This is a genomic window from Candidatus Saccharibacteria bacterium (assembly GCA_016699955.1).
Classification (GTDB): Bacteria; Patescibacteriota; Saccharimonadia; order Saccharimonadales; family UBA4665; genus JAGXIT01.
Map to the genome: position 1 here is coordinate 276,125 of CP064993.1, position 24,300 is coordinate 300,424.

At 47.3% G+C, this 24,300-nt stretch carries 21 protein-coding genes and 2 tRNA genes; 7 read left to right on the forward strand and 16 right to left on the reverse strand.

Going from position 1 to position 24,300, the window contains the following annotated elements; genetic code table 11:
- Positions 1 to 60: 60 nt before the first annotated feature.
- The 5 genes from IPL85_01460 to tilS all read right to left on the reverse strand — a co-directional run bounded on the left by IPL85_01460 (position 61) and on the right by tilS (position 7,972).
- Positions 61 to 1,671 (reverse strand): oligosaccharide flippase family protein, encoded by a 1,611-nt coding sequence (locus tag IPL85_01460; protein QQS20105.1) that lies wholly within the window; start codon positions 1,669 to 1,671, stop codon positions 61 to 63.
- Between the two features lie 318 nt (positions 1,672 to 1,989).
- The gene (gene ftsH / locus IPL85_01465) at positions 1,990 to 3,861 is read right to left on the reverse strand and encodes an ATP-dependent zinc metalloprotease FtsH (protein ID QQS20106.1); all 1,872 of its coding nucleotides are present in this window, start codon (positions 3,859 to 3,861) and stop codon (positions 1,990 to 1,992) included.
- Between the two features lie 138 nt (positions 3,862 to 3,999).
- Entirely contained in the window at positions 4,000 to 5,994 is a 1,995-nt protein-coding gene (locus tag IPL85_01470) for an ABC transporter permease (GenBank protein ID QQS20107.1), read from the reverse strand.
- A complete protein-coding gene (locus tag IPL85_01475; protein ID QQS20422.1) occupies positions 5,991 to 6,620 on the reverse strand; it encodes an ABC transporter ATP-binding protein in 630 nt (209 codons plus the stop codon). The genes IPL85_01470 and IPL85_01475 overlap by 4 nt, the downstream gene beginning before the upstream one ends.
- A 446-nt stretch (positions 6,621 to 7,066) precedes the next feature.
- Positions 7,067 to 7,972: a tRNA lysidine(34) synthetase TilS gene (gene tilS / locus IPL85_01480; GenBank protein ID QQS20108.1), complete on the reverse strand. Its 906-nt coding sequence runs from the start codon at positions 7,970 to 7,972 to the stop codon at positions 7,067 to 7,069.
- A 350-nt stretch (positions 7,973 to 8,322) separates the two neighbouring features.
- Between tilS and IPL85_01485 the strand changes: the two genes are divergently transcribed.
- Together IPL85_01485 and IPL85_01490 are read left to right on the forward strand one after the other, a co-directional pair.
- A complete protein-coding gene (locus tag IPL85_01485) occupies positions 8,323 to 9,084 on the forward strand; it encodes a sulfite exporter TauE/SafE family protein (GenBank protein QQS20109.1) in 762 nt (253 codons plus the stop codon).
- Positions 9,085 to 9,420: 336 nt separating this feature from the next.
- Positions 9,421 to 9,497: transfer RNA gene (locus tag IPL85_01490), tRNA-Met, on the forward strand.
- Positions 9,498 to 9,512: 15 nt separating this feature from the next.
- Here IPL85_01490 and IPL85_01495 read toward each other — a convergent pair.
- The gene (locus IPL85_01495) at positions 9,513 to 9,860 is read right to left on the reverse strand and encodes a hypothetical protein (GenBank protein ID QQS20110.1); all 348 of its coding nucleotides are present in this window, start codon (positions 9,858 to 9,860) and stop codon (positions 9,513 to 9,515) included.
- 66 nt (positions 9,861 to 9,926) lie between these two features.
- On the opposite strand from IPL85_01495, the gene IPL85_01500 reads away from it, so the two are divergent.
- Positions 9,927 to 10,580: a hypothetical protein gene (locus IPL85_01500; protein ID QQS20111.1), complete on the forward strand. Its 654-nt coding sequence runs from the start codon at positions 9,927 to 9,929 to the stop codon at positions 10,578 to 10,580.
- Positions 10,581 to 10,773: 193 nt separating this feature from the next.
- On the opposite strand, the gene IPL85_01505 is transcribed toward IPL85_01500, so the two are convergent.
- The 5 genes from IPL85_01505 to IPL85_01525 all read right to left on the reverse strand — a co-directional run bounded on the left by IPL85_01505 (position 10,774) and on the right by IPL85_01525 (position 16,176).
- Positions 10,774 to 11,535, reverse strand: a complete 762-nt coding sequence (locus tag IPL85_01505; GenBank protein ID QQS20112.1) for a DUF3800 domain-containing protein — start codon at positions 11,533 to 11,535, stop codon at positions 10,774 to 10,776.
- Between the two features lie 258 nt (positions 11,536 to 11,793).
- Positions 11,794 to 12,576, reverse strand: a complete 783-nt coding sequence (locus tag IPL85_01510) for an SDR family oxidoreductase (GenBank protein QQS20113.1) — start codon at positions 12,574 to 12,576, stop codon at positions 11,794 to 11,796.
- 82 nt (positions 12,577 to 12,658) lie between these two features.
- Positions 12,659 to 13,654, reverse strand: a complete 996-nt coding sequence (locus IPL85_01515) for a glycosyltransferase family 4 protein (protein QQS20114.1) — start codon at positions 13,652 to 13,654, stop codon at positions 12,659 to 12,661.
- 102 nt (positions 13,655 to 13,756) lie between these two features.
- Positions 13,757 to 14,449: a hypothetical protein gene (locus IPL85_01520; GenBank protein ID QQS20115.1), complete on the reverse strand. Its 693-nt coding sequence runs from the start codon at positions 14,447 to 14,449 to the stop codon at positions 13,757 to 13,759.
- A gap of 32 nt (positions 14,450 to 14,481) precedes the next feature.
- Positions 14,482 to 16,176 (reverse strand): LCP family protein, encoded by a 1,695-nt coding sequence (locus IPL85_01525; GenBank protein QQS20116.1) that lies wholly within the window; start codon positions 16,174 to 16,176, stop codon positions 14,482 to 14,484.
- Positions 16,177 to 16,901: 725 nt separating this feature from the next.
- Between IPL85_01525 and IPL85_01530 the strand changes: the two genes are divergently transcribed.
- Together IPL85_01530 and IPL85_01535 are read left to right on the forward strand one after the other, a co-directional pair.
- Positions 16,902 to 18,344 carry a DUF4173 domain-containing protein gene (locus tag IPL85_01530; protein QQS20117.1) on the forward strand — a complete coding sequence of 481 codons (1,443 nt, stop codon included), beginning with the start codon at positions 16,902 to 16,904 and terminating at the stop codon, positions 18,342 to 18,344.
- A 140-nt stretch (positions 18,345 to 18,484) separates the two neighbouring features.
- Positions 18,485 to 19,264, forward strand: a complete 780-nt coding sequence (locus IPL85_01535; protein QQS20118.1) for an alpha/beta fold hydrolase — start codon at positions 18,485 to 18,487, stop codon at positions 19,262 to 19,264.
- 393 nt (positions 19,265 to 19,657) lie between these two features.
- On the opposite strand, the gene IPL85_01540 is transcribed toward IPL85_01535, so the two are convergent.
- The 5 genes from IPL85_01540 to IPL85_01560 all read right to left on the reverse strand — a co-directional run bounded on the left by IPL85_01540 (position 19,658) and on the right by IPL85_01560 (position 23,173).
- Positions 19,658 to 20,179: a hypothetical protein gene (locus IPL85_01540; GenBank protein ID QQS20119.1), complete on the reverse strand. Its 522-nt coding sequence runs from the start codon at positions 20,177 to 20,179 to the stop codon at positions 19,658 to 19,660.
- Positions 20,180 to 20,641: 462 nt separating this feature from the next.
- The gene (locus tag IPL85_01545) at positions 20,642 to 21,592 is read right to left on the reverse strand and encodes an IS1595 family transposase (GenBank protein ID QQS20120.1); all 951 of its coding nucleotides are present in this window, start codon (positions 21,590 to 21,592) and stop codon (positions 20,642 to 20,644) included.
- A gap of 108 nt (positions 21,593 to 21,700) precedes the next feature.
- Positions 21,701 to 21,928, reverse strand: a complete 228-nt coding sequence (locus tag IPL85_01550) for a hypothetical protein (GenBank protein ID QQS20121.1) — start codon at positions 21,926 to 21,928, stop codon at positions 21,701 to 21,703.
- Entirely contained in the window at positions 21,925 to 22,761 is an 837-nt protein-coding gene (locus IPL85_01555) for an integrase (protein ID QQS20122.1), read from the reverse strand. The genes IPL85_01550 and IPL85_01555 overlap by 4 nt, the downstream gene beginning before the upstream one ends.
- A 337-nt stretch (positions 22,762 to 23,098) precedes the next feature.
- Positions 23,099 to 23,173, reverse strand: a tRNA-Thr gene (locus IPL85_01560).
- A 195-nt stretch (positions 23,174 to 23,368) separates the two neighbouring features.
- On the opposite strand from IPL85_01560, the gene IPL85_01565 reads away from it, so the two are divergent.
- Positions 23,369 to 23,554, forward strand: a complete 186-nt coding sequence (locus IPL85_01565; protein ID QQS20123.1) for a hypothetical protein — start codon at positions 23,369 to 23,371, stop codon at positions 23,552 to 23,554.
- A 114-nt stretch (positions 23,555 to 23,668) separates the two neighbouring features.
- Positions 23,669 to 23,917, forward strand: coding sequence for a helix-turn-helix domain-containing protein (locus IPL85_01570; GenBank protein ID QQS20124.1), 249 nt, complete (start codon positions 23,669 to 23,671; stop codon positions 23,915 to 23,917).
- Positions 23,918 to 24,300 lie beyond the last annotated feature (383 nt).

Here is a 24,300-nt window from a genome sequence, read left to right on the forward strand (position 1 = left end):
ACTCTTAACTCTTAACTCTTAACTCTTAACTCTTGCGAGTATAACAGAGGTAGAATATATTTAATACTCAATCTTTACTGGCTTTAGCACAAAGCGTTTTACGGAAGAGAATAATTGCCGGGCTTCACTCAACCCAAACAAGGCTGAAATCAAAAGATGTGTGCTGATGGTAATACTGCTAATAGCAAAAAGTTTTATCAGTAGGGTAAACCCAGTGTCTGCCGTCATGAGTGGCAAAAACTGAACCGCGATGAACCCGGCTATCAAACTAAAACCGGTTACCGATACAATACGATATATGCCACTCCAAAACTCTTTATCAAAAAGTTTACGGTCACGATTAAGCATTATGGCCCCTAATATGAATACCTCTGTGGCCGCAACAATTGACTGGGCAATAGCAAGCCCTTCAACACCGTATGCTCCCGGGCGAGATAGTGAATAAGCCAATATGACATTCAGTCCAATAACAAACATCGACACAAGAAGTGGCGTACGGGTGTCCTCTTGGGCATAAAACCAGCGCGATACTATCGCAAAAATAGTTCGGAACAATATGGCGATACATAGTGCGCCAAAAATTACCGCAATTTCCTGAGAATTACGTGAAAAAATTAACCGCGCTAGGTAGCCTCGTGCAAAAAAACTAACAACGACAACAGGCAAAGTAATCCAGATTATTAGCCGTAGCGTTTTAAGAAAATCTTGTCTAAATAGGTCGGGACGACCCTGGCTCAGCCTAGCGTTAAGCCTCGGAAAAACTGCAGTTGAGATTGCTGTACCAATAAGCAGGATTGGAGCGGTGTGTAGCACATACGCAGTGTTGTAGTTGCCTACCGCAGTTGCTCCGCCGAGCGCAGAATTTGAAGCTATATTTGTTTCGACAATACTCTGGACTTGGTCGAGGCCCTGATCGAGCGACCGTGGTGGAAGCTGACGAATCATACTCTTAAAATCGCTTGTTGCGTGTATTTTTGGTTTCCAAGCAAAACCAAGACCGTAAGAGCCGAGCAATATAACCGCAAGCTGTAATACAGCTCCAAATGCCGCTCCAATAGCTAGCCCGACAATACCAATGCCATCTTTAAAGATGTAAATACTGGCAATAATACTCAGGTTATAAAACAATGGTGCTATTGCATAAAAGAAAAAACGACCAAACACCTGTTGAACTGCGGCAATGACACCAGAAATTGTAAAAAATAATGGATTAAGCGCTAGTATACGCATCATAAGTGCCACATTATGCAGTTGATCCGGGGTGTAACCGTGGGCTACTTGACGAGCGAGTACGTCTGCAAAAATAAAAATAAATATGCCGACAACCGACAAAACGATACTCAGGAGGTTAATCAAGCTGCTTGAAAGCTCCCAAACTGCTTTTCGATCGCCGCGAGCGAGGCGGTCAGTAAGATAAGGCATAAATGCAACTCCAAGCGCACCGGCAGCAATGGTGAAAAAGAAGAAATCTGGTAGGACAAAGGCGGCAAAATAGACGCCAGCATTCTGATCGGGCGGTATTTGCGCGCCACCAGGTATGCTGTTGAAGTTTGCGTTAACGAGCTTTGTTCTGAAAAATCCCAGCACCTGTGCGAGCATAGCCGTACCAATTAACAGCATGGCGGCATTACCGAAACTGATCAGCTTCCAGCTGCGTGTGGTTATTCGCATATCACCTTTAGTATAGCTCCCCCGGGCAGATGAAGCTACTCACTTCAGCCTGATAACCTGCTCGTCTATCATTTCTCCGGCCACGCTACTACTATTTTGTTTATCTGGCACGCTTGGCGGCGCCGATTTTTTTGCTTTACAATGAGCTTACGCTTTGTTTTTCAGCTGGCTCAAGCGGAGCAAGCAAAGCCGGAGCGACCTGACTCTCCATAGCGCCTGGTGCCTTACTAGTTAGCTTTCAAACATCCAAGCATAAGGAAATGCATTAAAGACCCGTAAAGTCCGGCATTGCGACAAAAAACGGTGACAGAGATAAACTTAGTACAGAGCGGCTTCTTTGGGGAGGCGAGAGCCTTCAAACAATTCGGCGACATCTGCGGCGTCAACAGTTTCTTTCTCGAGCAGAGCGTCCTTGAGCTTCTTTAGCTGACGCATGTTGGCCTTAATGACGGCGCGGGCACGATTTGCTGCTTCGGTAATCAGCGCTTTGACTTCATCATCGATAAGTTTTGCGGTCTCGTCAGAGTATTCGCGCTCATGCATAATACGCTCCATCATGATGCCTTCTTCGGAATGAAATACCTGATCACGCAATTTTGTCCCCATTCCTTGTTGGGTAATCATATCGCGCGCAAGTTCGGCCGCTTTTTGTAGGTCATTACCTGCCCCTGTCGTTACGCGCTCAAATCCGTATACCACCTCTTCGGCAATTCGCCCGCCAAGCATACGCGCCAAGACATCTTTGTATTCGAGAATACTGTGGTAGCTTTTGTCTTCTGGGGGGATAAACCATGTCACGCCGCCGGTGCCGCCGCGCGGGATGATGGTAACCTTGTGCACAACATCACTATCGGGGAGCACGTGTCCCACGATGGCGTGTCCTGCCTCGTGAAATGCTGTCAGCTCTTTTTCTTTTTCGCTCATTACTTTGCTTTTACGCTCTGGGCCGATTGCAACGCGCTCAAAGGCTTCGGTTACATCTTCTTGTGTTACCTGGCTGTGGTTGTTTCGAGCAGCAATAATCGCTGCTTCGTTGGCAATGTTTGCGAGGTCGGCGCCAGAAGAACCAGCGGTCTTTGCGGCCAACGAATCGAGGTCTACCGTTTTGGCAAGTGGCTTGTCTTTGAAATGGATCTGGAGCACTGCCAAGCGATCAGCTCGTTCCGGCAGGCCAATCATGACACGGCGATCAAACCTCCCTGGACGTAGGAGAGCTGGGTCGAGCACATCAGCTCGGTTAGTTGCGGCCAGAACAATAACATTCTGTTCTTGTTCAAAACCATCCATTTCTACCAGAATCTGGTTCAGTGTTTGCTCACGTTCGTCGTGTCCACCACCCATACCGGAGCCACGGCGGCGTCCAACGGCGTCGATTTCATCGACAAATATAATACATGGGGCATTCTTTTTTGCTTTGGCAAACAAGTCGCGCACACGAGAAGCCCCTACGCCAACAAACATTTCTACAAACTCAGAACCTGAAATACTAAAGAACGGCACGCCTGCTTCGCCTGCCACCGCTCGTGCCAACATGGTTTTACCGGTACCAGGAGGGCCGACGAGTAAAACACCCGTTGGGATTTTGGCGCCAAGTGCAGAAAACTTTTTTGGGAACTTAAGAAACTCTACCACTTCTTCGAGATCTTGTTTTGCTTCGTTTTGGCCGGCAATGTTCTTAAATGTTACTTTGTCTTTTTCGTTGCCGTACAGCCGGGCGCGTGATTTTCCAAAGCTTAGCGCCTGATTGCCCTGCCCCTGGGCACTGCGCATCATCCATATCAGCAGAGCGCCTATCAGCAGAACCGGAACAATAGTAGTCAACCCAAAACCTATTAGACTGGAGGTTGTTGAGCTTGATGGCTTGGCGGTAATTTTTACCTTGTCCTTCTTGATACCCTCATCAGCGGTGGTCGAACCTTCTTCTAGGCGTGATTTCAGGGTTGGTTCCTTGTCACCTGTCTTAGTAATACTGAGTTCCTGGCCGTGTACTTCGATTTCATCATATTTACCTGCATTCGCATCTTGAACGACCTGAGAAATAGGTATCTCTTTAAGTGCTGTCGGCTGGTTCATGGCCGAAAATGCTATGATTGCGAACAATGATATTAGTGCGACGAACCCAATATTTTTCCCGGTCTGCTTGCCCGCCGGCCGCTTCCCGTTTGTGTGACGAGTTGGTTTGTTCTCCATGTCGAACCAGTATACAACAGATGTGACGTAGATGCGACTTTTTAGCAGCTGACATTGTTATGTTTTCATCTACGATTTTAGCTGGGATAGAGCTAAAAACAGAGGGACACTTAACTTGGTTTGCGAGAGTATAATTCTCTAGTTTTCGTCACGCATGTCGCGGATGGGATTACGGCGAATGTTGGTCATCAGTGGCAAGGCTGTACTAAGGATTGCTGCAGCTGCTATTAATCCAATGATAATAGCAGCGTACTGAAAATCAAAACCGTAAAAACTAAACTGTTTATGAATATCTTGAGCGTTGTAAGCCAAAACTGCCGAGACAGAAGCATCAGGTGAGAGCTTATGATCAAGCAGCAGCGCACCAACTGATCCAATAGTAAACGAAATCAGCACAATAAATATTCCGATAAATAAGCTGTACGTCAGATATATTTGAGCTATAGCGAAACGCGTCGCACCAAGTGCCCGGAAAACAGCAGTTTCGCGCCGGCTGTCGGCAATTATCTTGCCAACTATTCCCATGAGTACCAGGCTTGCTATCAAGAGCACCGCCGGCGCAACGTAACGCATAACCTTCCAAACACCCCGGCGCATATCCTCAATGGCGCTGGCGTTATTTCCGAAAGGTGCTATGTCAAAATATTTACCCATTTTGTAGCAATCAACCACGCGGGGGTCGCTCTGCCCAGGCTTGGGCATGTCCGACATATTACTTAACATAACCTTACTATCACAGCTGAATTCTTCGGCGAATTGTTTGGCCGCTGTTAAGCTGGCAAATTCTGCGTAATATACTTGCTCGGCATTTGTTTTTTTGGCAATACTGGGCTGAATTTTGGCGGCAATTGAACCATCGGTTATGGCCTCTGACGGAGAAAACCATCCCTGACCCAATCCTGTCTGAAGAACGCTTTCTATAATACTACGGGCACTAAAGCCTTGCTGATACGATAAATCCTGCGAAAAGCCGACAATTCTAACTTTTAAAATCCCCTGCGTCGGTTCTTGGTAGTTTTCGTACTGTTTTTTGAATGAAAGTTCATCGGCAGCTTGTTTTTTCTCGTCGTACGAACGAGTATCTTTCTTGAGCGTTACTTCTCCACACGGATCGACCGGTATAGCATACTGTAAACTAGGTGCCGTATAGCCTGCTTTGCCTTTGTTGGCTGCCATATCTTTGGCTTGGCTTTTTGCTTGCTCAAGCAAGTTAGAACTCGTGCCATTGCGATAGCATAGCGATGTTGTTTTGCCGGCAATGTCCCGGCGGAGCGTTACTAGTCTTTCTAGCCTTTGTTGGGTTGTCGCGGTGGCTGGTAGATTTGGCATGCCTAGTACTTGCTCGGCGGCACTGATAGGAGCAATCACCGGCACGTCACCCTCTTTGCCTAAGGCCAAGTTTTGACCGGGCAAAACAAATGGTGTCAAAAGGCTACTATTGAAATACGTCCAGCCAAGCGTCGTCAGGGTTGCGACACCCCTTGGTTCGGTAGAATAGTTGCCACTAGCTTTAGTTTGATCATAGGCTAGCTCTTTACCTTCAATGATTGGTACCACAGAAGCATCACCTAGCCCAGGTGACACACCGAAATTACCCATATTTACACCACCGGAACTTTTATACAACTGCTTCGCACCGCTATTATTTGCTAAATTAGAAAAATCGTCAAAACCTATGTGTTTAATACTCCGGACATATGCGTCTAGCGCTGCTTTTGTCTCTGGGTGGCTAGGGTTAAGGAAGTAATCTGTGCCACCATTAGCATTTTTATATTCGCTGACTGGTAAATTCATGTCATTTGCTGGGTCGTAATTCTGGTTTAGCCGTTTGGCAGCCGCCTTTTTTTCTGCCTTTAGTGTTGCTGTTCGTGCTTTGAGAGTATCGAATATTTCGGGCGTTCCCGTATTCATGACCATATTGTCAACTATTGGTCGCGCTTGAACAATGAAGCGACTACCTAGCCCTTCCGTGCCGAAAGATTGGGCGCTCCGTGCTGCACCTGTCAGCATGGAGAGTACCAAAACAATTCCAGCAAAAAGCAATGAAGCTATGACCACAATTATGCCAGTACGTATCCTATGAGTACGCAGTTTGGCGGCTGCCAACTGAACGCTATCGCGAAGTGTCATCATGATGCTATTGCCCCGTCAGACATGTGAACTGACCGGTCAGCCATACCAGCTAGCGCCAAGTCGTGAGTAACAACTATTACAGTAGTCCCTCGTTCATCACGGATTTGCTTGAAAAGGTCAAAAATGGCGGTGGCATTGGTGTGGTCAAGATTGCCAGTCGGTTCGTCGGCTAGCAAAATATCAGGGTCGTTTTGCAGCGCCCGAGCAATAGCTGCCCGCTGCATTTGCCCGCCAGAAAGCTCCCTTGGGTAGTGCCTAAGTCTATCTCCCAAGCCAACCGTTGTAGCCAGTTCAGAACTCTTTTTTTTGCGAAGTAGCCTTTTGGTACGAGCAAACATAGCCGGTACTTCTAGATTGGATTGAAGCCGTAAAAATGGCTGCAGGTAGAAAAACTGAAACACAAAGCCAATGGTTCGGTTGCGGAATCGTGAGAGTTTACCGTCGCGCAGCTTATTTAGGTCTTGGTCATGGACAACAATGGAGCCTTGAGAGGGCTTGTCCAGCCCGCCAATGAGCTGTAGCAGAGTGCTTTTGCCGCTGCCGCTTGTACCGGTAACGGCGACGAATTCACCCTTATGAATGTTGAGGCTGACTTCTTTGAGTGCCTCGATGTGTGTTTTGCCCATCTTGTATGTTTTACCGACATTATTGACCTGGACGACTATTTCATCATTTTTCGGCTTATAGGTTTGCGCCTGACGAGCGGTTTGCGCGGCAATCTTTAGCTCGTGCAGGGCAGCCTTGGCATCACCACCACACGCGTTGAGAAGTTCGGCTGCATATGCCTGCCTTGTTTCTGACTCATCCACCCGTTGCATAAGCCTAGTATGCACGACCGACACAAAAGTGGCAATAAGTGTTTTTATACTACTCCTAACGACCCTTCATTATCCGCGTACTGTCAACTTCTCCCTTCCTTAATTTGCCCCAACCAAACACAATAAATTTGAGTTTACTTATTGTTACGGTCGTCATAATTGGTATGCTGGGCGTAAGCGCAGAGCTCTAAACGCCCCTGAAGGTTTCGCTCGCAAAGTTTGGGCATAACACGGTGTATGATTTGACGTCTAGCTTATGTGGTGGGACCTCGGAGTGAGGCATTTGTACGTGATAGATGTAACGAATAATTATTTGCAATGTCGACATGCGAGTTGTTTCGGCCGATACGAATAGCATTGTCGAGGCGTAAGATTAGTTTTGTTGTGACGCCGGTAGCTGTGTGGCGGCGAATCCATTCCGCCAGCACCTCACGAGCGACTTCTTTGGGAAGTTCTCGGTAGGCAAGCCTGTCTATTTCTAGACTCGTCGTATGTTTTTGGAGGTATTGGCTCACAAGGGAATCTATAGCATCGTTGAGTTTTGCTGCCTTTGTACTATGTTCCAGTAAACGCGACCGCTCCTGATCACTCAGATGCAAGACAACGTGCTTACGGATATAGTTTCGCAAATACGTTTCGTCGGTATTGGTACTGTCTTCACGCCAGACGAGATTATGCAAACGAGCATAAGAGGTTATCTGTTTTTTTGTCATCCCAAGTAAAGGACGCCGTATATCTTCGCGGGAACGAAGTGAGCTTAGGCCACGGCTTTTGGTACCACGCATCCAGTTGATGATAATGGTTTCGATCACATCGTCTTCATGATGTGCCGTTACGATAGCGTCGGCACGAACTGCCCGCTTTACTTTTGCCAGAAAACCATAGCGAGCCTCCCGCGCCGCTGCTTCACTTGCCCCCTCACCGAGCTCAGCTCGATCGTAGACAAACGGTAACCCGTATTTTTTTGCCAGTTTTTGGACAAGCTGCCGGTCTTTTGCGGAGTCTGGACGAATGCCATGGTCAAAATGCGCCACCACTACATTGATCTTTGATGTATCATCTTTGATCATTTTTTGAGCAAGAAGATGGAGTAGAACTACGCTATCAACTCCTCCGCTTACCGCTACCACATACCGCCCAGCCGGCATATCAATATTCATATATACTATTGTAAGATGAAACAGCCGTCACTGGAAGAAAGAATTAGTGCACTAGAGACGCGAAATGCGCGGGTCGAGGCAGATAAAGCCTGGGAAACGAGCTAGCACCGTCGCGTTGCAGTTGCAGTTTTGACCTACCTCACCGTTGTTGTGTACCTGCACTTTGTCATTCATATTAACCCTTGGCTGAACGCTCTCGTGCCCGTCATAGGATATCTACTTTCTACAATTACTGTCTCGTTCGTGAAACGCGTTTGGCTCAGTAAGTAACACCGTGCTTGCTTGATTCATGATTCCGTATTCATGATTCAGCACACCATGCTACAATATAAACACAAGCGAAACCAAACATGGAAAAAGACGTCATTATTTTACTCGTGGGCATAGTTGTTGGCGCCATGAATGCCATTGCTGGAGGAGGGATGCTAATCGGCTTTCCGGTGCTGTTGGCGCTAGGCGTGCCACCACTCGTCGCAAACGTGACAACCAACATCATCACGCCATCTGGGCAGCTTGCGGCAGTTTATGCTTACCGCAACTATCTCCGGCGCATACCTAAACGCTACGTTCTAATATTGCCATTTGTGGCTCTCGGAGCCCTAGCTGGTGCGCTCACATTACGAGCAATGCCAAGTAGTGACTTTGCCAGCCTCGTGCCGTTACTGATCATGTTTGGCGTGGCGCTTTTTGCCTTTCAACCAGCCATACATCTGCACTTGCACACTCATTTGCGTGGCCGAAGTAAGGCGCTCTTGCCAATTATATTGATCGGCGTTGCCCTATTGCCGATTACCTTTTATGGAGGTTTTTTTGGGGCTGGTTACGGTTTTATTATGCTGGCTTTTTTGGGGCTGGGTAAGGTACACGAGGTTCACATGCTGGCGGCCATGAAAAACGTTTCAGCAATACTCGTTTCGCTCATTTCGATTTCGGTCTTATACTCGACCGGACTGGTAGATTGGCACGTTGGCGTGGTTATGGCCATTGGAACTACTATAGGTGGCTACCTTGGCGCCCATGCCGCCCAGAAAGTTTCGTCACATGCACTCCGCATAGTCGTTATTGTCGTCGGCCTCGCCGCAGCTGTCCACCTGGGTCTCAAGAACTACTAGTCAAGATTTCTTCCGTACTCCATACTAATTCAGTATGTGGTATCTCTATGTGCTTATGCACCTTGTTGGCTTGGTTGGTTATAGTTTACTGCTGCGCAAGTCACTTGTGGCAAAGGCCGACCGCTGGACACAGGCTACAATCATGCAAATAGTTGATTGAGTGTCGTGATCATCATGATACTTGGAGCGCTGTGGCTGGGCGAGCGCGACCACGCGCGCGAAAAGCTCCAAGCCACCGCACTTGCCGTCGCCGGCCTCACGGTTATACTCATCTCAAAGCTGTAGCGGACTCTAGCCAACAGATGTTAAACCTGTTACAATCCCCACTGTCTTTACGGCACCATAGCTCAGCTGGTTAGAGCGCAGGACTCATAAGCCTGAGGTCGGTAGTTCAAGTCTACCTGGTGCTACCAAGTTATAATCCGTTATCAACGAATAATGCGCTGGCCATCAACTACCTTCTTTTTATTTGGGTCTGAGCCAGCAAAATAAAACGTTGCCAGCGCAAAGCCATCCTTGATAAAGTTTACAGCGACATATGACAGCCAATTATTGATATTTGCTCGTATGACCTCTGTACCACCGTCAATAAAATCGGCTTTAGCTAGTTTGTTAAGCATATATTTTGCAAATCTTGCAGCACCAGCAGACGCAACAACAGTATTATGTGTGCTCTCTATAGTCTCATTTTTGAGCATATTATCATGGTCTACAATTACCACAGTTGAACCATCTTGTTTGGTGACTACGGTTGATATTCGGCTGTCACAAGCCACATGAATACGGTCGCACAATGTTAATATCAACGATAACAGTCGTATCTTTAGATTATAATGAATTACATGAGTAATAAGCCAGATACAGATGATTTAGCAGACTTGACCGAACCTTTTGCTGACGAGGCTAGTAAACAGCTCCTAAAAAGTTTTGCTGGTGAGCTGATGCCGGATATTCTAGAGAACGTTCCTGTAATAAAAACGGGTGTAGTAATCGGCAAGCTCTTCAACTCTGCCAAGTCAACTTATCGCGCCAATATGATGGCAAGTTTTTTGCACGGGCTCCAGGCAAATACCAAAACCATGGATGAATACGAAAAGCTATCCGTGGATGACAAAGCATACATTAGAGGCATCGTAATCTCGCAGCTTGACTTACACACTGACGAGCGGCAGGCCGAGGCATTAGCATTGCTTGTAGATGCCTACCTTTGGCAGAGAGTTGACCGGCTAACTTTTATTGGTATTGTATCTGAGCTAAAAAATACAAATCCGCTATTGTACTATTTTAACGTCGATCCCATCAGTTACGGTAATTATAATGGGGTCGTAGTAGCTAAGGGCCCTACATACTTACTACCTTCTGCTTTTGGCAACACAACTTCTATGGGCGTAAATACATACGACAGTGCGCCAGACACTCAGTTTGTACTCACAAAGCTAGGCAAGGCATTTTTTGAACACGTTTACGACCCTATGGCCACAAAGTACATGATATGAGGGCCACTTACCAATAGAGCCAGGTGTCATATCGCTTATGGTTATCCACAGTTCTTAAGGTTAAAGTTGACATTAGGACTTTAACATGTCTTGACTGTATTGTATACGTTGTGTATACTTATTGGTGGATGGCAGTCCTGGGTTGGTCCTCGTTGACCATTGAACCCAAAAAACCATCCTTTTTTTATGACCTTCATTTGTTTAACTCTGTAGTTTTATCACTTATTTCAAACCGGTGACCGTACTTACGCTTTACCATAACATTGTCCGCTAGGCTATCTACGCCTAGGTGCGCTTGTAAGTGCTTAACTATTTCTAGCTTACCTGGGTTGGGCTGCGTATCTAACAGACCGTGCTTGAGCTTAAACGCATAGGCTACAGTGCCTAGGAGAACATCAGCGACCTGCAGTTCAGCGAAAGCATGAGACTCCGCGCGACTCATACCAAACAAGGCATTACGTCTGTGCTTACCCCTTAAATATGCACGTATTTCGCTTTCAAAATTATCATCAACCTGAGTAGAGATATCATCTGCAATAACAGCAATATAATCACTCTGCGTGTACTTGCCTTTATCTAAGGCACTGCTGATCAAACGGGCTGATATGCGATTATAGACCTTATAAACCTCACCCGTTACATGTAAATCAGCTCTAAAGTTGTCCCTTAAATAAATTCGGGCGGTAAATCTGGCATTAACTGACTCAAAATACACGTCGAGTAATTTCTTATACAAAGGTAGGCTGTTAATACGTACGTTAGAAAATTTGAATTCGCCTTTATAGTTTAACTGGCTACGCAGATCACTAACCCTTTTGTGTAGTATGCGCGGTGAGGGTGTGACTAACAGGCCCATGCCAAAAATACCGGATGTTGGTGAACCGAGAGAACCGGTCTCATCCAAATAACCCCATACGCACATTTGCCCTTTTGGTCCTGTTGTTGATTGACTCATGCAATAATTGTAAGTTATTCTATGCAATTATTGCAACAGTAAGTATTCGAATAATGCATGTCACGCTGTTGACAGCGGTTCAAGCTAAGCCCCGTAAGCTAATCGCTGAGATCTGGGCTGAACATCTTGTACAAGTTGGACCCCTGCTTGGCTACCTACTGAAGCCTGAGAACCCTCTGTCAGAGCCGAAACCGTAGCAGCGCTAATAATTTTTATATCTCTTCTTGGCGCCTTCAGGGTCAAGTCGAGTTTTTTGGTTTAGCGGAGCAGGCGACCGCCGTCAGCGACGATAAGGGAACCGGTGAGGTAGCTACTCAGGTCACTTGCAAGAAACAAAGCAACACGTCCCATTTCGTCTGGATCACCAAAACGTTTCATGGGTATAAGTGCCGTAAACTGCTCGATTAGGTCTTGGTTCATTTCACCCATGTGCGTGCCGGGTGTGCTCACGCCACCTGGTGCAATGCCATTTACACGAATGTTGTCCTCTGCCAGTTCAAGTGCAGCATTTTTTAGGAAGCCCCATACACCATGCTTCGAAGCATCGTAGGCGGCCAGTCCGACAGCAGATGGGTGCAGTGAATCTATGGAGCACACGGTCACAATGCTGCCACCGGTACCTTGCTCTTTCATCATAGCCGCCGCTTGCTTTGTGCCAAAAAACACACCCTTCAAATTTACGTCAAGCACTTTGCTGAATTGTGCTTCATCCATATCGGCCAGTTTGACCAGTGGGTATATTCCGGCATTGTTCACCAATATATCTACGCTCCCAAAGTTATCCTGCGCCACCTTGAGCAGCGCCTCTATGTCCTCTGCCTTGCTGACGTCACAGTGCCATGTTGCCGCAGAATCTGTCCTCAAACCATTGAGTTCTCCGGCGAGGGCATCCATTTGCTCCTGCGCAAGGTCGCCAATGACTACGTTAGCACCGGCTTCATGCAACCGCCGTACAATTGCTTCGCCAATTCCCATTGCGCCGCCAGTAATAACTGCTGTTTTATGTGACAAATCGATGAGTTGTGAAATAGGTATGTTCATACCACTATTGTACTCCGCTTTTGCTTAAAATGAGCTCGCGTTACGTAAACCCGCACTTCACCCATAGCGTTCAGTCTGCGCGTTACCTGCGCAGGACAGCTAGAAGCGCGTCGACAGATGCATCGAGCGAAAAATAACTCGAGGCAGCAGCTCGCTGCCGTTTTGTGGCCGCACCAAGCACAGCGGCTTGGTCGATGCCCCTTAAAAGTGCGCGTGGATTGCGGGGTTCCACTAGTGTCAGCAAACCGCAGTTTGTCTCTGGCAAACCTCCCATATTGCTCGCCACTACTCGGCAACCCGCATGTTGTGCCTCTATGGAAAGCATACCGAATGGCTCAGCGTAAACGGAAGGTACCACTAGCACATCACTCCGACCCAGCAGTTCAGCCATATCCTGAATAGTTTTTTGAGGTGGCAAAAGCTCAGCATACGGATAACCTTGGAGCATCCGGGCTATGCTCTTGCCAGTCTCAACATGCTGACCGGCCATAACAATGCTAAATTTATAGCCATTCTTGCGCATGGCCTGTTCGTGCATCATTTCAAGCAGCGTGTAGATTCCTTTTTCGGGATGCAGCCTACCGGCATAAAGTACCCGAGTATACTTGCTTGACTTCGATCTAGGCGTATTGCCAAATATTGGGTCGGCAAAGGGCAGAACAATGTGAATGTGTCGGTACGGGATATCAAGATACAACGCCCATTGCTGAGCGTTATATATACTAGTCGCAATGACTGTTTTACCGCGGATGTGCTGTTTATAGAGGTGCTTTACACTTGGTTTCGGTACAACGCAGTGGAGGATAATGGCTGCTTTGGTTTTGGTAGGTATGTCGTAGGCACGATTCACAAATACAACCTGCCCGCCAAGTTCCTGCAGCTGCAGGGCGTTTTCGAGCGCCAGAAACGGAATATCAGGAAAATCTTTCCGGCCGTCACGGGTACCATGACCTATCGTGACAACCTGTGCCGGTATCCCGCGGCGTAACAGCTCGCGCACATGTCCTGCAGTATACGTTTCTGACCCGCCTGCGCCAGCGACCATAGGTTCGCCGGGCGGCCAAACGAATGAAATCATAGCCGTTCCTTAAGCTAGTGTGCAGTTAAGCAACGGCCTGTACGAGCGTTTGACCTAAGAGAATCTAGTGGTCTAAGTATAGCACGGTTGGCCCGCTAGAGGCTACTTGTCCGCAGGACTTTTTACCCGTGATGGCCGTTTTTTGGTCTCGAGTTTTTCTTTGGTAGCAGCTGGATGAGGTGTTGTGTCTGCTTGAACTTTATCTGCGCAACTGCACATACAACTGCCGTTGCCCTGGCAACCCTGTACGTCTGAGGTGCTTCTTGCCAATCGACAAAGGCGACAACGACACAAACGAACAGCCAGCATAATCAACAGCGCTGCCGCATAGGCCGCAAGAGTACACCAAAGTAAAAGCCTGGCTCTGTTATCAGTTGCTTTGAGGGATTGTCCGCCTACTACGTAGTAATCTTTTGAGGCAACAGTGATACTGGCAATCCGTATGTCTTCGCGCGGTGCCCAGGTAACTGCATGTGGCTTGCCCGGCTTGGCATGCTCCACAACGCCGCGGGGCATTTGCGCCAGTATACGACCCAGGTAGCCAGATCCGGCGACTGCTTTTTCTTTCTTGTCGTACACAATTACAAACGGCACAGGATTATTAGCAAGGTCAGTCGCACCCATGTTAATGCTTTGGAGCCCGAGGCCAGCATCGAGCTGTTTGGCAGCCTGGGTCGCTAGCAGCTGCGGCATGTCGTTAGCAAGACTACGATTCATAACGTGCAGCAGGCTATACATGCTCCCAAATATTAGTGATATCAGTAAGAAACGAGTGATGAAATGGTGTCTGTGCATATGACTATTGTACATGTAGGCAAACGGAAATGTTAATTTGTATTGGTTGTGTCGGTTTTTGGTACAGCATTTTCACCCAGTATAAGAATGAAATCGGCCGCTGGATAATTCGCCGTAAGCGTTGGGTTTGCGACCACGGTCGCTTGATAGGTTTTCTTTAGGTAGGCAAGTGTGCTCGGCTTTTTGCCGAGCGAGTTATCGACGATTGTTGTTGCTGCCTGATTGGCGGGCGCGTCGCCGGTCGTCAACACCTCTACTCCTTGAGAAAACAATTTATTTTTTGCTTGCTTGGCAAGACCAACCGCGTCTGTACCGTTCAGTATGACAACCCCAGCATTTTCCTTGACTAACGGTCCAGCGGAAAATATTTTCTCAATTTGCGCGGCTATGTCGGCAAAATTATCAACGCCTGCAGCAGGTATTAATGCTGATTGGCCATCGGGCGACGCATAGTTTGAAAGCATGGTGCTGTTTTCGCCTTTTAGGGTGTTGATGTTGTACGAATCTATCTTGGAGTTATCGATGTTCTTACCGTAGTAGTACAGTGCCTGCATTTCGCTCAGCTGCAGGTCTGTTCTAACATTACTACCGACGGCGTCTACCAGATTGCTGATTTTAAGGGGGTTTGCTACGACCGATGCGCTTGATGCTCTGTCTTTGATAGCGAGCAGCATTTGACGTTGATGCTCAGTGCGGGTGAAGTCAGCGTCAGTGAAGCCATACGAGCCATAGCCTTCGCCACGCGCCCTGGCCAAGTTGAGCGCCTGCTTACCGTCAAGTTTGGTTGGGCCATTCGGGTACTTTGCTAGCGCACAACAACGGCGTGATGTCCAGTCTAGGCTTGAGTCATAAATGCCATTAGGGTTTTCGCTCTGAATGTTTATTGTTATTCCCCCCACTGCATCGACTAGGTCTTTGAAAGCTGTGTAGTTGACGAGTGCGTTGTAATGAATGGTCAGCCCCGTCACGTCTTCTACGACCGCTTCAAGCCCCTCCATGCCGCTCTCTGGGAAAACAGAATTTATCTTGCCGTGACCGCCTTCTGGCTTTTGCACCCACAAGTCACGAGGCACACTAAGCATGAGAGCAGTGTTGTTTTTTGTGTTGATGCTCAGCACCATAATTGAGTCTGTAAGCTCGCCGCCGTTATGCCCTAGGTCGTCAGCTGAGTTGCCTGCAACCAGTACATTCACGCGGCCGTTATCGTTCTGCAGATCGCTAGGACGAAACACGCCAAGCAAGCTGAACGGATTATTGTTGCCGGTGAGTTTCGCAATATCTTTATAGAACCGCGCGCCAAAGGCAAGCACCGCTACAAGAAAAATAACTCCTAGAATTTTAAAGAATTTTTTTACCTTGCTGCCAGATTTCTTTCGTCGCTTTGTGTCCTTTTTTTCCGATTTTTTAGCGGCTATGGCGGCCTTACGACGCTGTCTGCGGGAAAGACGAGGCTCGTCTTCCAGAGGTGCATAGCGTGTTTCGGACCCATCCAGGTGGTAATCTGCCCGTTCTGGCTGTATTTGCGAATTTGTTAAAACAGGGGAGGGGATACTGCGCTCTGGCATATCTGGTAAGCCTACCGTTCTTCCCTGAGACGGCGCTGAGGCTACCCCCGGTGAAACTGGCGTTCGAAACTGTGGTTGGCGCGGACGTTGGCCAGGACCACTCAAGAAGCCATCGACACTCGTGGCTCGCCGAGGTTGAAAACTATCGTATCTTTCGGACATTGCTTATACCTATTATACTGCGCACCCCTCCCCTGCCAAAGCGGAACGAAGCAAAAAAAGAAACACTCCAGAGAAATCCGGAGTGTTTCGTGCCACGGTTGATATCAGAGTTTCATGATATCTTCGTCGATGGCTAACATGGCGGCGTCGTTACATGGTACTAATTCATACGCCCACCCTTCGTTGACGGCAAATAACATCTCTGCCACCCTTTCTTTTTTGTGAGTCGGGAAGACTTTGTGGCTCCCCTGCTCGGTTTTTGTATTGATTTGTACAACCCTGCCCTGCTATTCGCTCTGTTTTTTTGAGGTCAGGCAACCGCTTTGCAGTTAGCCTGAAAAATACTCTAGTGCGTGTTGTTCAAACACATGAGCAAGCAAGGTTACCCTACTTTTACCTATTCCGTGCCAAAATATGGCACCACGAATAGCACTTGAGCGCCGTATGTATACGAATGCACAATATATGTAGAAAGGTGGTTAGTTTGTACTTTTTGTTTTTTGAGTGCGTATTTCGTAGTGCACTCTCAAAACTGGTACTCATTATAGCAAAATACTTACGATTTGTCAATATTTGTTATACGGCTCGTTTACTATTGCTGCATATTGTTGTGTAACAATACATGTCGATCAGATCTTTTCCTACACCCGTTATTGCGGTTCCCTCTGGTGATTCTATGGAGAATGTAGCAGGTCATTATATATTGAGTGGTAAAATGTGTAGATATGCAGCTAAGCAGAGATTTCACCCTTAAAGTAATACTTGTTGGTCTTATACTCGGAATGATTACCGATGTTTTGGTGCGGCAAACTATTTTTGGATTAAATTTCTTTATATTCGTCGGACTGTGGGCTGGCATTTGCCTACTAGCAATCATCGCTCAAAATCGACAACTCCGTCTGCCCGTCACATATACGACACTCGCACTCATAAATGCTGCCCTTGTGGTTTGGCGAGTTGCGCCACTCGTCCAGTTTTGGTCTGTGGTAATTTCACTTGTTTCACTGGGATTATTAGCTACTACGGCGTTCGTGGAGAACTACCGCGACATCCCCCTCGTAGCACGCATCCCACTACTTTTCTCGCGCTTCAGGCGCGCTTGCTTAAGCTTGCCGAAAGATCTTTCCGATGGTTTAGGCAGGCGAACCGACAAGCGCATAAAAATTAACCGGGGCATTGTGGGTGCTGTTATATTGGGAGTAGTTTTCGTGGCTCTCTTTGCATCGGCCGACCAAATATTCAGCAGTGGCTTTAGCTGGCTTGGAGATATTTTCCGTTCACTGAGCAACCGGCTGCAGGGTTACAACGTTGGCCGACTCTTTACTTTCGGCTTTTGGGCAATTCTGTCTATGGTGGCGCTCCTGCTACTCTTGAAGCCGCAACCGGCCAAAGTTTCCCCGGCAGTCATCAAGCCCACCCTTACCCTCCGCGATGCCGATACTATCTTGTGGACGCTATCGATTATATTTGCTGCTTTTGTCGTGCTACAACTTCGGTATCTTTTTGCCGGCGGCACTCTTCCGGATGGTCTTACCTATGCAACATACGCACAGCGGGGCTACGGTCAGCTGCTCGTCGCCACCCTGCTCGCTAGCGCAGTCATCAAATACGTCATGACCGCACTAAAGACAAGTGCCCATACCCGCACAAAAGCACTGGCAACGGCACTTGTTATTTTGAACAGCATCGTCATACTTTCGGCCTGGAAAAGACTCAGTTTGTACGAGGCAACTTACGGATGGACAATGGCTCGCTTCGTTGCTCGTCTTGGCCTCGTGTGCATCTTACTTGGTAGCGTAGCGCTGATTGTCTGGTTGTGGGGTAAGCTGAACTCGCGGCAGTTGTACGCAAGCGGCTGGTATATTGTAGTCGGCGTGCTCATGACCGCTGCTGTCCTAAATCCGGAAGGAATTATCGCCCACAAAAACATTGCTGAGCGACAAAATCGCAGCATTTCACTCGATACGAGCTACCTCGCAAACCTTTCTCCCGATGCTTGGCCAGCCATTTGCGCCGCCGCACCCGAACTTCGCCAGGGGTACAGCGCTGAGTATCAAAACTTGCAAGCAGAGATGCATCAGAAGGGCATCGCTCGGAATCACGGTCTCTCCCGTCACTACACAAATACCTTAGCTTTCGCCAAGAAATACGACAGCTGCCTTAAGTAATCACGTACGTTGCGGGAGTAAAGTTTTAAGTCTGTGGAGGCGCCGTATACGTATAGATGCGGTAGTTAATATGCCACACATTCATGTTATCAAACCGAACCAAAGTGTGACCGACATTTGTGCTCGAGTATACTGGGGCTATGACGACTGCCGTGAAGATACGTACAAAACTTGGACTGGAAATAGCGGGGCTGCTTGATACACCGGCAATCAAACTAGATATTCCGCTGGCGATTTTGCTGCATGGTTTTACGGGGTGGAAGGAAGAAAAACACATCACGTCATTGTCTAAGGCGCTGACTGATGCTGGCATTGCCTCCCTGCGGTTTGACGCACCAGGGTCAGGTGAGTCAGGCGGCACGTTTGAGCATGATTACACCGTGACAAACTACATTTCTGCGGTAGAAGATGTACTGCAATATGCGCAAGAGTTGCCAGGAGTCAATCCCAACCGTATAGCGATATGGGGTCATAGCATGGGTGGATTTGTAGCGCTTGCCTCGTCCGTACGCTATCCTGGCTTCAAAGCAGTCTGCTGTTGTCAGCCGTCGTCTGGGCCAAAAATGATAAAACCAGGTGAAAAAGAGGCATGGGAATCAACTGGCTGGCAATCATTTAGCAACGAACATTTTCATGACCTTCGCCTGCCGTACAGCTTTTACCTTGACCGCCAAACCTACCATGCGAGTAATGAAGCACCCAGACTACGTATTCCGTCATTATTTATCGCAGGCACCCGAGACCGCTCAGTATCGCTTGAAGACATTCGTAAAATGGCTCTGCTAGCGCCCCAGCCGACGACATACTGTGAGTTTGACACAACTCACGGCTACCACAAATACCCATTAGCGATGAGAGAAATCAACGCCACGACAGTAAAATTCTTCGTGGATGTCTTACGAAGGAGAGAGAACGACTAAAACTCTATGACGCCGACTCCTGGTGCTCTACGGCGCTGCGTTTTTGCGTACAATCCGATAAACCCAACTCGCTGTAAGCACCACTTTTAGCGCCATCAGACGCTAGGCGAGCGAGAGCGAATACTTTTAGAGCGCCCCACCCTTTTGAACACCGAGTTCGGGTTAAGTGCGGGATCAGGACAGCGGGCTTCGTCTTTTTCCGCTGCGGCATCTGGGAAGTAAACTACTGCGCGTCTCGCGCCCGCAACCAAGAAAAAACCCCGTGTAAGCTGGGGTATTTTCTTGGTTGCGTACGTGCAATCGAATTGGAATTTCATTTCTCTTGAATTACTTCGTTGGAACCGAAATTTGTACTGAAATCGTACTATTCGAGTCGATAGCTAGATCTCAAACCTACAGTTTATTCTGTAGTCGGAGCACTAAAGAGCCAACGACCTCCCGAGGAAGCCACATTCCCAAAGAGCGCGTCCAGCGCTGCTCAGATTCAGGGTCGAAACGATTAGGAAGATTCGCCGGTATGATTGAGTGGATACCCAGCCTTTTGGCTTGCATGGCAACTCTACCTATGTGATGAGCTTGCCCCACCATAAGAGCAGAGCTCAAACCTTCGCGCTCCATAAATGCTTTGGCTGCTACAAGAGTGCCCCACGAACCAACTCCTTGGCCTACGCCATTGGAAATTGGGCCCTCGACCACATGATCAACATCTTCACCGCTATTAGGGAAGGCATTGACTAACATTCGGTCAGCTACAATCGGTCGCCCGTTAGCAGCCTGAAGAGCAAAATCTGCAATAGCACGATTCGCACTGCCTTCGCCGATTAAGGTGCCAAAAGAATGCCCAACTACTACATCTGCATCGTCTGGTTTACCATTTACTTCATAGCGCCCCAAAGCGGAAATTATTATATTCATGATGTTATTTTACAATGATTTATTCCTTAATACAACAGGTCCGTACGGCAATTATCCCCTCAGAGCAAGTAACTAATAATTGTACAAATAAAACAACACCGATGTTATAATGAACATTGTCTAGAACCACAAGAAGCCATTTTTTATCCCGAAAATGGGCAGCCATTTGCTAAAAAGCAATAGGGATAAAACCTTTTTGTGGGTCTAGACAGCCAGCGATGGCTGTCCTTTTTTATTAAAAAAGAAATGGAGTTAGAATGGACACCCCACAACAAGCAAACAGACCAAAGCCAAACTATGTACGCGAACAAAAAGGTCATAGCATCACAAAGCACATATTCCTCTGTCTTATAGGCGTAGGACTGGTTACAATTCCGTATTACTCAATTAGCCCAAATCACTATTGGCACGCATAAGAGTTATAATTAAAAGCAATGACAGCTACAAAGAAAAAGCAACCGACTAAGAAACAGTTTTTTGATGTGTTAAAGCAGGTCGCGCGTAAGCAGCCGTCCGCTGCTGTACCGAAAAAGAAGAAACCTGCGGCGAAATAACATCTGTTAGTAGATGCCAAAATAATACCTTGTGCTGGCGGTGGTTGTACCGCCACGCATATTCATTTGCATAAAGCTGTAAGTAGCCTGGATTAACGTGCCGATAGACACCTTTGATGCCACGCTTTATGTGTGACCAGACGTTTTCAATGTTTTGCGTGTAGCTTTCGGGCGTATAGTATTCGTGTTTCTCGTGGTTTGTTGTTCTATGTTCGTAACCATAATGCGGAAGTGTTCTGTACGAGCCGTGACCGTCACTGTGAACTATTGAGCCATCCTTTACGTTGCTGAGTATGAGGGGTCTTAAAACACGCACACCAGATGATTTAACGTGCCATATCTTTACGTCACCACCCCGCTGCACTGCTCCAAATAGTATCTCTCCTTTACGTCCAGCATTTGTTCCATATTTACGCCTAGCAGACGATCTCTTGTAGGTATTCGGATGAATGTAAGCCTCATCTACCTCTACGTTATCTTCTAACTTTGTATCTTGATTACCCATCATAGAGCGGATTTGGTGCATCATTCGCCAAGCTGTTTTATACGTCACACCAATCTCACGCTGTATTTGCCGAGCGCTCGTACCAGCTTTATTCGTACTCATAATATAAATAGCGTGAAACCAATCCGTTAGGGGCGTGCGTGACTTATGAAATATAGTGCCTGCAAGCGGGTAAAGATGATGGCGACATTTTGAGCAAACGTAAGAACGGCGACCTGAAACTTTATAATGTTTGGTCACATCATCGCACCTGGGGCAGATTATTCCATTTGGGTACAGGTACTGCACGAGCCATTCAAAGCACGCAGCATCGTCAGGAAAATCCACCAGTAATTGTTTTACGGTGTATTTCATAAGTCTAGACAGCTTATCGTGCAGTATTATATAATTTTTCATTTCTTAAAGCAAATCCACTTTGGGTATATTTAATAGACCTTTTGAAGTTCAAAAGGGCGTATTAGCTCATTTAACAATCTTGCTGAAACTAGTTTCTAAAGCTTTAAGTTTCCGTTGAATCTCACGTTGTAATTTCGCGGGATTCAAGCTGTCATATTGTGATTGTAGCATGGCTTTCTGCTTGTCGCTGACGTTAGGGTGACTCATCAGCCGTTGGTAGGGTGTTTGAGCTGGGTAATAGCGTTTGGTTTTCTTGCCCGTAGCCTGGTCTTTAACGGTTTCTTTAACTTTCATAGTTGGTTGGAAAAATTAAGGTACTGCCTCCACTCGTTTTGGTAGAGGTCATTTAGGCTTTCTAGCTGTTCATTTGTGTCCATACGTTGGTAACCCACTAGTTGCCGTATGGCAGTCCAGTTCTTTTGTTCGACATGGGCTTGGTCGTTCTTTCTGTATGGCCTAGAACGGGTAAAGGTTAATCGATTATTCTTAGCATAGCGCGCCATGTGCCAATTGATGAATTCGCTGCCGTTGTCCGAATCAATACCCAGTAGTTTAAACGGCAAACGCTTACGGGCACTGTCAAGGCCAGTTACAGACGCTCGTTCACCCTTGCCCATAATAGCCACCTGCTCACTCCAGCTAGTAGCTACATCCGTTAAATTTAGACTGTAGATAAACGTGCCAGCTAATGTGTCGCCACAGTGGGCTACGGTGTCTGTTTCGCACCAACCCGGTGTTGTTTCGTCCCAGCGACCATAACGCACACTAATCTGCCGTTTTAGCAGACTACCTGGTTTGGTTGTACCGCCAATTCGGATGATGCTGCGTCGCTTCTCGCGGGAGACAATGCGTTTAACAGTAGCTAGACTAATTTGCCTAAGCTGATCATCGATTTCGGGTCTTACGGCCAGTTCGCCGCACGCTACTAGCTTATCTAAAAGCTCTGGCATGAATGGCTGCAAGCGTTCAGCGCAGATGTTACTAGTGGCATGCCAGAGTAGCAAAACAACTTGCTTAGTTTCGACCGAATAGCGAGCAGTCCGCGGCTTACGGATAATCGCCTTGGGCGGCGGGGAGCGCAGCAAGACGCTAGCATAGGTTCGGTGATAGCCAGTAATGTCTACCACGTCACTAAGTAATTTGCTGGGTTCTTTTTCTGGTTCTTCTTGAGACGTTTGTATTTCTTTCGCATTACGCCAAGATATTCCTGGCGGGATAATCTGCTCATTTGATAATTCTTTCCGTTTGTACTCATAGTCCTGACAGCGTAGGGCTAGAGGTAGCTTTTTGGAAACATTATTAATGAGCTAACGAATACTATTTCGGAAAGATTTTAGATGAGCTAAGTCGAAGGGTAGCGCTTGGAACAGTCACTTGCTATACTAGGAAGTGACTAGCCTGCCTGCCCACTATTTGCGTAGTGGGCTTTTCTATTACTGGCTTTTGTTTTGAATTTGTATTTTATGGTGGAGACACGGGGAGTTGAACCCCGATCTGCAAGGTGACTAGCCTGCCATTTTACCGTTAAACTATATCCCCATAACGGCAGTTGAGATGCTGTAAACAAAAAAGCCGCGGATGTTCAGAAACCAAAAAGGTTTCCATTTACATCCGCGGCTGTATTCGCGTAATTTGACCAGCACCACATTATTAAACTGCTTTTATAATTCTACCATAAGAAGTTTCTACGGTACAACAGAGGCGTATAATAGTTACATAACGAGGGAGAACATAATGGACGCTAAATTTTTAGAAGAGTATACAGCAGCGCTTAACAGGGCTACCAAAATTGCAGAAAAACTACACGAAAAACAAATCCTAGTTGAAGGTGTTGATGACCACCTAATACGTGAGTTTGAGCAAGCCAATGCAGAGGTTGATCGTTTGAGCAATCAGTTGATCTCAATGAACAAGCAATAGCTCTACTTGCTTAGAGGGGATAATTGCCGTCCGTACTAACTCACCCCCTTTGCAACCTAAAAGGTAGGCATCCTAAACTGTAAGAGCATTACATCTAACAGGAAGGAGCCTACCATGGCCTATTCTATCAACCCTAACCTACCTAAAGCGAGAGCTTTGGCAATGCGGTTGCTTGTGTGTGAGGGAATACCCTTGCAGATTGTTGCCAACCGTTGCGGTGTACACCGTACCACCATCTGGAGATGGAAGCAGAAGTGGGACAAGCTCAATGAGCATGCTCAGTTCGACAATCCCAACCGCCCAGCCCGTGTGTACAGCAAAGCAAACCACCTACTGCGATGTACATGGCTCATAAACTCATGACTCGGATACTTGAATTACGACATAGACTCAAACGTTGTGCTGAGGTGGTGTGGTACCACCTGACACGAGTTGGCGATGCCTACGGCACAGCCATTGTTAGCCTTAGCAGTGTGCGCCGTATATTACGGCGGCACTACTGCTTTGATGGAGCCAGGAAGAAGCGAGTACACTTAGGCATACGCAGGTGCCTGCTGCAATGTTGCAAAGGTCTTGAGTTCTATACGCAGGTCCATGTAAGACTGCAGCGAATTAACCGAGGGAACCAACAACTGCTCCAATTTCTGGAACCGTTTCGTATCTGACAGTCTGACTTGGTTACGGGGACAGAACAGCGCCCATCAATCCAGCCGCCCGCTATTCTGGGGACTGTGGCTAACGACCGA

What these genes read in the sequence shown, in the direction of transcription:
- tilS (QQS20108.1), bottom strand. Translation starts at nt 7,972, where the DNA reads ATGAATATTGATATGCCGGCTGGGCGGTATGTGGTAGCGGTAAGCGGA.
- IPL85_01545 (QQS20120.1), bottom strand. Translation starts at nt 21,592, where the DNA reads ATGAAATACACCGTAAAACAATTACTGGTGGATTTTCCTGACGATGCT.
- IPL85_01505 (QQS20112.1), bottom strand. Translation starts at nt 11,535, where the DNA reads ATGAGTCAATCAACAACAGGACCAAAAGGGCAAATGTGCGTATGGGGT.
- IPL85_01485 (QQS20109.1), top strand. Translation starts at nt 8,323, where the DNA reads ATGGAAAAAGACGTCATTATTTTACTCGTGGGCATAGTTGTTGGCGCC.
- IPL85_01500 (QQS20111.1), top strand. Translation starts at nt 9,927, where the DNA reads ATGAGTAATAAGCCAGATACAGATGATTTAGCAGACTTGACCGAACCT.
- IPL85_01530 (QQS20117.1), top strand. Translation starts at nt 16,902, where the DNA reads ATGCAGCTAAGCAGAGATTTCACCCTTAAAGTAATACTTGTTGGTCTT.
- IPL85_01565 (QQS20123.1), top strand. Translation starts at nt 23,369, where the DNA reads ATGGACGCTAAATTTTTAGAAGAGTATACAGCAGCGCTTAACAGGGCT.
- IPL85_01540 (QQS20119.1), bottom strand. Translation starts at nt 20,179, where the DNA reads ATGAATATAATAATTTCCGCTTTGGGGCGCTATGAAGTAAATGGTAAA.
- IPL85_01515 (QQS20114.1), bottom strand. Translation starts at nt 13,654, where the DNA reads ATGATTTCATTCGTTTGGCCGCCCGGCGAACCTATGGTCGCTGGCGCA.
- IPL85_01475 (QQS20422.1), bottom strand. Translation starts at nt 6,620, where the DNA reads ATGGGCAAAACACACATCGAGGCACTCAAAGAAGTCAGCCTCAACATT.
- IPL85_01460 (QQS20105.1), bottom strand. Translation starts at nt 1,671, where the DNA reads ATGCGAATAACCACACGCAGCTGGAAGCTGATCAGTTTCGGTAATGCC.
- IPL85_01550 (QQS20121.1), bottom strand. Translation starts at nt 21,928, where the DNA reads ATGAAAGTTAAAGAAACCGTTAAAGACCAGGCTACGGGCAAGAAAACC.
- IPL85_01570 (QQS20124.1), top strand. Translation starts at nt 23,669, where the DNA reads ATGGCCTATTCTATCAACCCTAACCTACCTAAAGCGAGAGCTTTGGCA.
- ftsH (QQS20106.1), bottom strand. Translation starts at nt 3,861, where the DNA reads ATGGAGAACAAACCAACTCGTCACACAAACGGGAAGCGGCCGGCGGGC.
- IPL85_01525 (QQS20116.1), bottom strand. Translation starts at nt 16,176, where the DNA reads ATGTCCGAAAGATACGATAGTTTTCAACCTCGGCGAGCCACGAGTGTC.
- IPL85_01470 (QQS20107.1), bottom strand. Translation starts at nt 5,994, where the DNA reads ATGATGACACTTCGCGATAGCGTTCAGTTGGCAGCCGCCAAACTGCGT.
- IPL85_01510 (QQS20113.1), bottom strand. Translation starts at nt 12,576, where the DNA reads ATGAACATACCTATTTCACAACTCATCGATTTGTCACATAAAACAGCA.
- IPL85_01535 (QQS20118.1), top strand. Translation starts at nt 18,485, where the DNA reads ATGACGACTGCCGTGAAGATACGTACAAAACTTGGACTGGAAATAGCG.
- IPL85_01520 (QQS20115.1), bottom strand. Translation starts at nt 14,449, where the DNA reads ATGCACAGACACCATTTCATCACTCGTTTCTTACTGATATCACTAATA.